This window comes from Dietzia sp. Cai40 (assembly GCF_014145165.1).
Lineage (GTDB): Bacteria > Actinomycetota > Actinomycetes > Mycobacteriales > Mycobacteriaceae > Dietzia > Dietzia natronolimnaea.
In genome coordinates, this window is the sequence record NZ_JAALEB010000043.1 from 1 (window position 1) to 10,084 (window position 10,084).

Annotated in this window: 7 protein-coding genes and 1 pseudogene; 3 read left to right on the forward strand and 5 right to left on the reverse strand. The window is 67.6% G+C overall.

Going from position 1 to position 10,084, the window contains the following annotated elements:
• A pseudogene (locus G6022_RS01965) lies at positions 1-92 on the reverse strand (2Fe-2S ferredoxin); the annotation flags it as partial.
• 310 nt (positions 93-402) lie between these two features.
• Here G6022_RS01965 and G6022_RS01970 point away from each other — a divergent pair.
• Both G6022_RS01970 and G6022_RS01975 read left to right on the forward strand, forming a co-directional pair.
• Positions 403-1,113, forward strand: coding sequence for a TetR/AcrR family transcriptional regulator (locus tag G6022_RS01970; RefSeq protein WP_146776291.1), 711 nt, complete (start codon positions 403-405; stop codon positions 1,111-1,113).
• 393 nt (positions 1,114-1,506) lie between these two features.
• Positions 1,507-2,109: a hypothetical protein gene (locus G6022_RS01975; RefSeq protein ID WP_241504589.1), complete on the forward strand. Its 603-nt coding sequence runs from the start codon at positions 1,507-1,509 to the stop codon at positions 2,107-2,109.
• Between the two features lie 542 nt (positions 2,110-2,651).
• Here the strand turns inward: G6022_RS01975 and G6022_RS16745 are convergent.
• Together G6022_RS16745 and G6022_RS01985 are read right to left on the reverse strand one after the other, a co-directional pair.
• Entirely contained in the window at positions 2,652-2,975 is a 324-nt protein-coding gene (locus tag G6022_RS16745) for a hypothetical protein (protein WP_228549012.1), read from the reverse strand.
• Between the two features lie 244 nt (positions 2,976-3,219).
• On the reverse strand, positions 3,220-3,612 hold the full coding sequence (locus G6022_RS01985; protein ID WP_181694353.1) for a hypothetical protein: 393 nt from the start codon (positions 3,610-3,612) through the stop codon (positions 3,220-3,222).
• A gap of 266 nt (positions 3,613-3,878) precedes the next feature.
• Here G6022_RS01985 and mobF point away from each other — a divergent pair, with 266 nt between their 5' ends.
• Positions 3,879-7,415 (forward strand): MobF family relaxase, encoded by a 3,537-nt coding sequence (gene mobF / locus G6022_RS01990; protein ID WP_228549013.1) that lies wholly within the window; start codon positions 3,879-3,881, stop codon positions 7,413-7,415.
• 35 nt (positions 7,416-7,450) lie between these two features.
• On the opposite strand, the gene G6022_RS01995 is transcribed toward mobF, so the two are convergent.
• Both G6022_RS01995 and G6022_RS02000 read right to left on the reverse strand, forming a co-directional pair.
• Positions 7,451-9,298, reverse strand: a complete 1,848-nt coding sequence (locus tag G6022_RS01995) for a hypothetical protein (RefSeq protein ID WP_146776290.1) — start codon at positions 9,296-9,298, stop codon at positions 7,451-7,453.
• Between the two features lie 297 nt (positions 9,299-9,595).
• Complete coding sequence (locus tag G6022_RS02000; RefSeq protein WP_119192862.1) at positions 9,596-9,757, reverse strand: toxin-antitoxin system HicB family antitoxin; 162 nt, start codon at positions 9,755-9,757, stop codon at positions 9,596-9,598.
• Between the last annotated feature and the right edge of the window lie 327 nt (positions 9,758-10,084).

Here is a 10,084-nt window from a genome sequence, read left to right on the forward strand (position 1 = left end):
TTGTTGACGGCGATCCGCATGAGTGACTGCCCCTCCTCCAAGGGCACCTCGTGCTCCTCGCCGTCGTGGGAGACAAAGGTTACAACTGCCATAGTGAACTCCTGATACGTAGTATTTGACGTCCTTTGGCCCGTTGAGTTTTCCGTTGGTCAGCGCAGGCTCAGTGGCCTTCTTGTCACGCTTCTTTCCCTGGGCTCAGACGGCCGCGGCGGGCGCCTCGTGCGTCCGTCTCTACGTGGGTCGGCGCGCCTCTTCTCGGTGGAGTGGCCGTCCTCGACGCCACTGTGACGTCGGCCACGTTCGTGACCCAGTCTGGAACGCCCGACCCACTTTGTCAACGAATATTCCCTAGTGAATCTCGTTCACGGGCCGGGGGGGCCTCGACCCGGTAGCATCCGGGAGGTGACCGAGTCGGCAAGCGCGCCCCCGCGGCGCAGCCCCCGGATGGTTAAGCGCCGCGCGCAGAACTGCGAGCGCATCCTCGACGCCGCCGAGCGGGCGTTCGTCTCCGGGCAGCGCAACGTCCGGATGGAGCAGATCGCCGAGGACTCGGACATGTCAGTGGGCGCGCTCTACAAGTACTTCGGCAGCAAGGACGGCATCCTGCTCGCCCTCGCCGACCGCGCGCTGACCCGGTTCAGCACCTACCTCGACGAGGCCCTCCGTCCCGAGTACTCGCCCCTCGAGCAGGTCATCGCCGCCAGCGACGTGTACCTGCGGTTCTACCTGGACCACCGCGGGTCGTTCCGCTTCCTCGCCTTCGACGGCCACGGTTCCGGCCTCTCCGCCAGCGCCCACGAGCTGAGCCAACAAGTCGGCGACCGCCTCGACGAGATCCTCGGCCGGTTCCAAGCACACCTCGAAAGCGCCATCGCCACGGGCGAGGCCTCGCCCGACTACCCGCCGAAAGAAACCGCGCTCTTCCTCTGGGGCGCATGGAACGGCGTCGTCTCCCTGACCCTGCGCAATGACCGCATGGCACTCACCGACGATCAACTCGCCGCCACCCTCGACGTCGGCCGCCGCCTCGTCAACGAGGGACTCGCCCACCCCAGCTTCCGCATCCGCGGCCACTCGCGCGCCCGCGTCATGGACCCCACCAAGAACTGGTAAGCGCGCACCCACGGCCCCACCCGACAGCCCGCTCACGAGCGACCACCACTCACTGGCCACACGACCGCCAGTCACGTACCTGGGCTCCCACATCCCGGTGTCGCTGTGGGAACGAGGAATCACCGGGATTACCGTGGCCCCGCCGGCGGGCAACACCGCCCTGGCCGCCGTCTTGGATACCTACAACCTGACCGCCGATAGCCGGCGCTCCCCTCCCTCTGGGCAGAATCGCCTTCGGGTCGTCGCCTGGGTCCTGGGCGCCGACGACCCGCCGCAGCGCCCGCTCGCCGGCGATATCCGGGCGAGCACTATCCCGCCGGACGCCACAGGCGGGTAACATAGGTAACGGAAAACGTTTCCGGTTACCCGTTACCGATCGGAGGGGAGATGGCTATGTCGACGTCGGAGAAGATCGCCAGGGCCTATGGGGTGCTCGTCGCGCGAGGGGACAAGGTCACCGTGCGCAGCGTGCAGCGTGAAGCGGGGGTGCGCATCGGTGAGGTGGCCGCGTGGATGCGTGAACACGCCACCGGCGCTGCTGGGGACGTGCCCGAGGCTCCGGATCTGTCGGAGGCGATGTCGGCGATGGTGCAGTCGGTGTGGGCCGCGGCGTGGAAGCGGGCCGCGGAGCAGGCGGACGAGGCGACCGCCGTGGCGCTGGATGCAGCCCGCACTGGCGAAGCAGACGCCCTGGCCGCCGCCGAGCAGGCCGCCACGCAGAGAGATGACGCCGTCGCGGCCTGCGATCGCGCCGCTGGCGAGGTCGAAGGGTTGCGCGCGGAGCTGGCGCAGCTGCGCGGGCAGCTTGACGCGGCCCTTCGGGACGCGCAGGACGCGCGCGCCGAGGCCGAGCAGGCCGACCGGGCCCGGGTCCGCGCCGAGGCGACCTCGGACACTCTGCGTGAAGTGCTGGACTCACTACGCGATAACACTCGCGAGGCCGGCCCGGCCGGCACACCGTCGACCGCAACTGAACGCCCCGACGAGCGCCCCTGAGAACTGAGTGTCAGAGGTGGCAGCCACACCCCAAGGGCACGACGATCATTCGGGGACGCCGAGCTCGGCGGACCGACTCGAGTCGTAGGTAGGCGGCGTCCACGGCGCCCGCGGCCTGAGGGAGAAGGTGGCACGCAATGTGGGATCTTGGCACGGCGACGTTGGCGGTCGCGGTGGTGGCGGGCGGTGCCCTCGTGCTTCCTCCGACCGCGCGAGGTGTGGGCGGGATGTGCGCGATCATCGGCTTGCTCGGGGTGAGGCAGGGGGCGAACGTGGGCGCCGACTCCTCGCGGCGCTGGGGACGCTGGCCTGGTTTATCGGGCACTGGTCGTTCGCGGTCCGCAATGATGCGCGGTACCGGTCACGGTTGGCGCGCGTGGTGATCGACCAGACGCCGCCCGCGGTGGACGCTGCCGCAGTTCTGGGAACTGCGAAAGCGCAAGACGCGCGAGTGACTGAACGCTGACACATCTCTTCCGACCGGAACGAGAAAAGGCCCCGCGGTGTGGCGGGGCCTTTGTTGTGGGTAAGCGTACGTCAGATCAGAACAGCGAAGGTGTATCCAGGGGTGCGGTATTGCCGGATGCGGCGCTGTAGGCGATGGGGTCCCAGCCACCAGAGACTGCGTTGCGGACGGCCAGGGAGCGGGCGTGGCGGTCTTGCCGTCTGAGGGAGGTTCGGATAATTCCGGTGCGTCCGCAGGCGACGGCGTAGTTCAGGTTCGCCGCCTGTGTGGACGGGATCAGGTGATCGGGATCAACGCGCACGCATAGTGGCTCGTTGCAGCGGTGTTCGGCGACGACGCCGGCCAGGTCGATGCCGTCGAGTAGAAGCGCGAACCGGTGCGCTGATTCGGTGCGGCTCACGCCGCCTTCGCGCCAGCTCAAGCGTCCGTACCCATCAACACCGGAGACGGCCCCCGTGAACAGCCAATGTCCGTCGCCGGGGGCTCGTACGACCTTGGCCCAGAACGCGGCGATTGCCTCCGGAGTGGGGGGCAGTGTCGCGCTGTAGGGGCGCGAGTTAGCCGACGGCCCAGACGAGGTGGACCGTGGTTCCAGGTCCAGTCCCGGCAGGGGAACGTCCTCACACCACGGCCCACCGCGGGGATCAGTGGTTGCTGGCACCGTTGCTGTCCGAACTGTCTACAGCCGTGCCCGTCTCAGCGTCTTCGCTCGCACTCCCGGTGCTCTCTGACTCAGACTCGCCGCTGGCTTCGTCGTTGTCGTCCTCGGAGTTTTTTGCGCTGCGGATCGCTGCACCGACGTCGCGGGCAGACAGGCCGGTCATCTCGGCTAGGTCGGACTGGGGGACGCCGAGGCCCCGGAGCTCGATGAGCGCGCCGCCGAGGGTGGCTTCTGCTTCCTCGCGGGCGTCGATCGCGGAGAACACGGCAATAAGCTTGGACTCGCGCTTGCGCGCTCGCTCCAACTCGACGGCCATTGCTTGGCGGGCGCGGGCCCGTGCGGTCTGTGAACGGGAGTCTGTCTTCGCGAGGCCCATACGCTCGACCCTATTGGTCGCCGCTCTCCCCCGCAGTCGCCCACGCTCTGGCTGCCCACGCTCTGGCTGCGGCTGCCCGCCGCAGCTTCCGCACCGCCCCGGCCAGTCGCCCTCCGTGCGTCCGCCACAAAACCCGACTCGCTCTCGCTCCTCTGAACAGTCTTACACAGTAGGCATTACTAATGACGCCTGGAAAACCGCTGGTCACCGACCCGGCCAGCCGCGCCGATAGACGCGCCCAGACGCCCCCGCCTAGACTGGCGTTCATGATGAGCCTGCGGGCGGTGCACGCCGGGACTGGATACCAGTACTTGCTGCGCTCCGTGGCCACCCACGACGCCGACCCGCAAGGGCAAAGCCTGTCGGACTACTACGCCGCCAAGGGCACCCCACCGGGCCGCTGGATCGGCTCCGGACTGACCGGGCTGGCATCCGAGAACGCCATCTCGGGATCGGTCGTCACCGAAGCACAGATGGCCGCACTGTACGGCGAAGGCCTGCACCCGGACACCGACGACCTCATGGAATCAGGGACGCCACTGTCGGCCTGCAAACTGGGCCGCTCCTACTCCCTGTACGCCTCCGGCGTGCCGGTCCTGGCGGCGATCGACGCCGCTGAGAAGGCGTTCGTCTCTGGCGAAGGCAGGCGCCCCACCACGGATGAGAAGGGCCAGATCGCCGAGAGTGTCGGACGCGGTTTCTACACCGAGCAGTTCGGCTACGACCACGCCTCCGGGCGCGACGTCATCGCCTGGGTCAACCGCGAACGAGACAAGGTCCGCCAGGCCGTGGCCGGGTTCGACTTCACCTTCTCCCCGGTCAAAAGTGTCAGCGTCTGGTGGGCAATGGCCGACGAGCACACCGCCTCCCACATCGCGGCGCTGCACCACGAAGCAGTCGCCGAAGCACTCACCTGGGCCGAGAACAATGCGGTGTACACGCGGGTGGGAACCAACGGCATCGAGCAGGTCTCCACCGGCGGGATCGTGGCCAGTGAGTTCACCCATTTCGACACCCGCGGCGGGGACCCGGACCTGCACTCGCACGTATTGATCGCCAACAAAGTGCAAGGCCCCGACGGGCGGTGGCGCACCCTGGACTCACGCGCAATCCACCAGATGCACCAGGCGATCTCCGCCCGCTACGACGCCGTCCTGCACGACCTCATCACCCGCCGAATGGGCGCGCGATTTGTGGCCCACTACCCGCACCGAGACAAGGCGCCCATCTGGGAAGTCGCCGGTATTGACCGCCGCCTGATCGACGCGTTCTCCTCCCGCCGGACCCTGGCCCGTCCGGTCTACGACCGACTGGTCACCGAGTACGTCCAGGCCAATGGTCGCCAACCCTCGCAGCGGGCCGCGTACGCCCTGTGGCAGAAAGCCATCCTCGACACACGCGATGCAAAGAAGCCCGCACAGTCCCTCGATGAGCACCGGCAGACCTGGCACAAGGTGGCCGCCGAGCGCATTGGCCAGGACGCCCTTGCGGCCATGCTCTCCGGCGTCCGAGGTGCCGGCGCAGAGCAGGACCGACCCCTGTACTCAGGCAGCGAACACGCCACCGACGTGGCAACCAAAGCTGTACGCGCGGTGACCTCCCAGCGGGCGCAGTTCCGCCAGTCGCACGTGGACACGGCAGTGTCGACCGTCCTGAAGGGATACCGGTTTGCCTCCGCCGGCGACCTGGAGCAAGCCCACAGCCAGGTCATGGAAGAGGCGATGGGAGCGCACGTCGTGGCCCTGACACCGCCGGAAATGCTGGACCTACCGGAGGCACTGACGGGTGAGTCCGGGGCCGGGGTGGACCGTCACGCCAACTCCCGCAAATACACCACCGCCGCGGTCCTTGAAGCCGAGACACTGACCCTCGAGGCGGCCACCACACCGGTTGCGGTGTTCGCCTCAGGCGCCGACATTGAGCAGGCCCTGGCCCGCCACGAACTCGAGCACGGGTGGGCGCTCAACGCCGGGCAGGCCGCGATGGCGCGTCACCTTCTCACCTCCGGCACGCTCGTTGCCGCCGGAGTTGGCCCAGCCGGTACCGGCAAGACCGCGAGCATGAAACTCCTCGCCCAAACCTGGCAGGACAGCGGGCGAGGTGTCATCGGATTGGCGCCCTCGGCAGCGGCGGCATCCATCCTTTCCGATGAGATCGGTGCGACCTCCCACACCATCGATTCGGTGACCTTCACCTGGCGCGGACTACACCCCAACCAACCGGAGAAGACCCTGTCGGCACTGCCGATCAAGATCGCCCCCGGCGACATGCTCCTGGTCGATGAGGCCGGAATGTCGAGCACCGAAAACCTGGCCGCACTGACAGAGATCGCCACTGAATCGGGAGCTGTTGTTCGGCTCATCGGTGACCCCAAGCAGCTCGCAGCCGTCGAAACCGGCGGACTGTTCGGAGAGGTCGCGCGCACCCCAGGAACGCCCGAGCTGCGCGAGGTCATGCGCATGGGCAGCGACACCGAACAAGCCGCCGCCACACTCTCCCTACGCGAGGGAAACCCCGACGCCCTGGCCCTGTACTCCCAGCGGGGATGGATCACCGGCGGCACCCGCGAGCAGATGCTCACCGAGGCAGTGGAGGCCTACCTCACCGACACAGGTGCCGGCCGAAACTCGTTGATCATCGCCTCGAGGAACACCGACGTCGACACCCTCAACGAGATCATCCGCTCAGGCCGCATCACCGCCGGGATCGTCGACGCATCCTGCGAAACCCGAGTCGCTAGAGGCGACACCATCGGCGTCGGGGACACCGTCATCGCCCGCAAGAACGCCAAGCTCTACACCGAAGACCGCAAGTACCTGGGCCGGGTCATCAACGGGCAACTGTTCACCGTCACCGGCCTCACAGGCGACGGCTCGGTGGCCGTGCAAGATATCAACACCGACGAGCAGATGCTCGTACCCGGCAGCTACGCGCAAGACAACATCCACCTGGGTTACGCCTCCACCATCCACCGAGCCCAGGGCGCCACCGTGGAGACCACCCACGCCGTGGTGGACACCTCCGTCGACCGGGCCGGCCTCTATGTCGCCATGACCCGAGGCAAGCAAGAGAACCGCGCCTACGCCGTCTGCGAGCCCGTCGTTGATTTCGTGGCGGAAGATGCCCACATGCACTCGGCTGGCGACCGGGACGCACCTACCGCCTCGGAAGTTCTGGCGACCATTCTGCGGCGCGACACCCACCAAGCCTCGGCCACTGCGGCCCTGCGCGAAGAGATGGACCACGCCACCGACCCGGCGCGTCTGGAAGCGCTGTATCGGCACGGCGTCGACCTGGCCGCCGACGCCTTCACCAGCGCCACTTTGGCCGAATACACCGACGCTCTCCCCCGTCTCTACAGTCGCCAGCTCGAGGCAGATCCCGACCAATACGCGGCGATCGCCCAAGCCTGGACCGACGCGGCAAAAGCCGGCCGCGACCCACGCGAACACTGGACGCAGGCCACAGCGAACCTCGAAACCGCGGACTCCCCCGGTGCCGTCATCGCCCACCGCTTGCGTCACGTGACCGCCGCCGGTCAAGACCGAAGCGCTCTGCCCACTCCCCCACCGGCAACCGCTACTGGCGATGCCGAACTCGCGGCCTGGCTCACCGCCACCCACGACGAACTGACGACCTCGCCCGACGAGGACACCGCCCAGGCGCCCTCGGTGGACGTGGACGACTTCACTGCCTCCTACCTCGACCACCGGGCCGCAGAGGAAGAAAGCGGCCCGGACACCCACTCGACGACCGGATCGCCCTGGGGACCTACGACCGACTCCTCTCCCGACCTCTGGTGACTTGTCCGCTTCGAGCAGGCGGTCAACTGGAGGTGTTAGGCGGCAGTGGCGGCCCATTGATGGGGCGCGGCCAGCACGTCCGCCGCAGGCAGCGCAGCGCGGGCCGCGGCCACCAGTTCCCACCAACTACCGGGGTCTGGCTCGCGGTGGCGATCTTGCGCGGCCATTGCTGCCCCCCAGGTGGTTGCCTCCACCGGCGGCCCGGTCGCGGTGGCCCCGTAGGCCAGGGCGATATCGACGGGGTGGACCTGCTCGGCTTCGGCCGGGCTGGGGAAGCTCCCCCATTCGGCAAGCGCGTCGGAGTCTTCTGCCTGGTAGCGGGTGGTGAACCACCACACGAATACCGCCGATTGGAGGCGGTACAGGCGGACCCGATCGGCGTGGGCCCCTGTCACCCCTGCGGCGGCGGCGGCCCGGGTTAGGCGGGAGCGCCCCTGGTAGGCGCGCCCGCTGGCGGTGCATAGACCGAGGGACTGCAGGGCACGGAGTTTGCTGCGCACGGTGGCCGCGCACACGCCCAAGCGTGTCGCCAGCTCCCCCACCGATACTCGCCCGGTCCGGAGCAGGTCCCACACCCGCATCCCCAGGACACCCAGAGGGCGGGCGTGCCAGATGTCGGCGCGAGCGCATTCCAGTTCCTCATGAAGTTGCTGCGCTAGGACTGGAGTAAATACTGCGCCACTTCCTGTCTCCCCGCCCCCGCGGGTAGCCACCCGCCAGGTCGCGGCCCACGGGCCAACTGCTCGCTGCGTGCGGCGGATCCAGCCCCGGTCGGCGAGATCGGTAAGCCGGTCAGCGACGGTGTCCCTGACCAGGCCGGCGGCCAGAGCCCAGTCACGCTCAGAGAAGTGGACCTCCTCGGAGGCTGCCGAGAGGACGCGTGCGGCCAGGGCGAGCAGGACGAGTCGGCTCTGCGCTCCGGTTTTGCCCTGCCACTGCTCGGGCTGGGCCTCCATGCGCGCGATCAGATCGGCGACGGTGCGCTCGGCGGTGCGGCGGGCCGGGCTGGCAGTGCACGAGGTGCGGGTGGCGTGGCTGGCGGCAGTGACGGCCTTGGCCCACTGACGAGCCAGCTCCTGTTCGGTGTCCAGCCGGGGGGTACGGCCGCCTGCGGTGCGGCGGGTGCGCAGGAATTCCAGACCGGGCCAGTTCTCGGTGAAGGCGGCTCTGGCGAGGTCGCGGTACTGCATGCGGGCGTGTGCGCACGCGAGCACGATCGACCAACCGATCGCGGAGGCATCCCCGCTGCTGGTGATGGGGGTTGAGCAGAGGGCGCGGATCTTGGCGGGCAGTGGGCGGCGTGGTCCGGCCAGATGCGGATGGCCTTCGACATCGACATGCACGGGCAGGGTGGCAACCGTCGGGTTCGCCGCGGCGGCCGGATGAGGGTGGGCGCCGAGCTGCTCGACAGCCCGCTTGAGAGCACGCAGCGATGCGGGATGAATGTCGGTGTCGCCCAGGGGTACCGAGGTTCCGCCGGAGCGGTGGGGTGAGCCCGGGGCGCGGACACAACCGGTGCGCGGGTTCGCCAGTGGGCCGCGGTCAAGTGAGGGCCACGCGGCGGCGAATGCGTCCACTACTGGCGCTAGTCGGGTCGGTGAGATCGCGGTGCTCAGGCGGATCCAGACGTGATATCCCCCGCCGGGTCCAGATGAGCACACCAGATGTTCGATCCCCGCGGCGGTGAGAGCGGATGTGCAGGCGGCGAGGTCGGCAGTGGCGGTTGAGCCGGCGTGATGGGCGTCGAAGTCCAGAGCAAGCAGGCGGAAACGGCCGGCTTCGTCTGTCAGATGCAGCGCGTACGGCACATCTGGGCCGGGGGCGCCGTCGGTGAAGCGCCGAGTTGTCGAGAAGGTGTGGGCTTTGCGCGGGTCGACCCGCACATACGGGCGCGGACTCCACACACACGCCACCGACTCCCACCACGTGTTGACCTGATGGGATGCAGTTTTGCTGGTATCAGAACAAGACACGCCGTCCGGATCGACTGGACCGTCCGGAAGGTATGACCTACCCTGAGAGGTGCTTGGAAGCACAGCTCTCCTAATTGGTGAGCAACCCGAGTTTGAGCGGCAACTCGAACTCTTGACTTTCGATCCCGGCCCACTCGCCAGTGAGCCGGGATCAGTCATTTCATGGGCTGCATGATTTTTAGTTTTCAGTCACACAGCTGATCTACCTCACGCTGGAATCGCCTCCTGGTCGTCAAAATGCGACACGGCTTTGGGCATGCCGAGGTGTGCCGCAGCGACTTCGGCTACGTACTGGTTCATAGAGATGCCGCGCGCCTTGGCTTCACGCCGAAGTGCGTCGTAAACATCCGAAGGTACGCGGACTGTCATGCGTGTCCGCTCCCCCAAGGCTGGCCTGCCAGGCCCAGAACGTGTGGTCGCCATGACGTCAAAACTGACATGGCTGACGTCAGAAATGTGTGCGACACGCTCACGACGTCACAAATGGCGGTAACAAGTGTGGCGCGGAGGCCGCTGTTTCAGCCGATCGTGGAACTCGGCCCTGAGTCATGCTCGCTTGCAACTAGTGTTTGGCGTCCTTTTGAGCTGGCATGAGTGAGTCGACGAGCACCAGCTCCATCAGGTCGATTCCATCGAGCACCGGAATGACCTGCCGCGCTGATTTCGGACAGCGGAGTTGATGGTTTCTCTACGCTG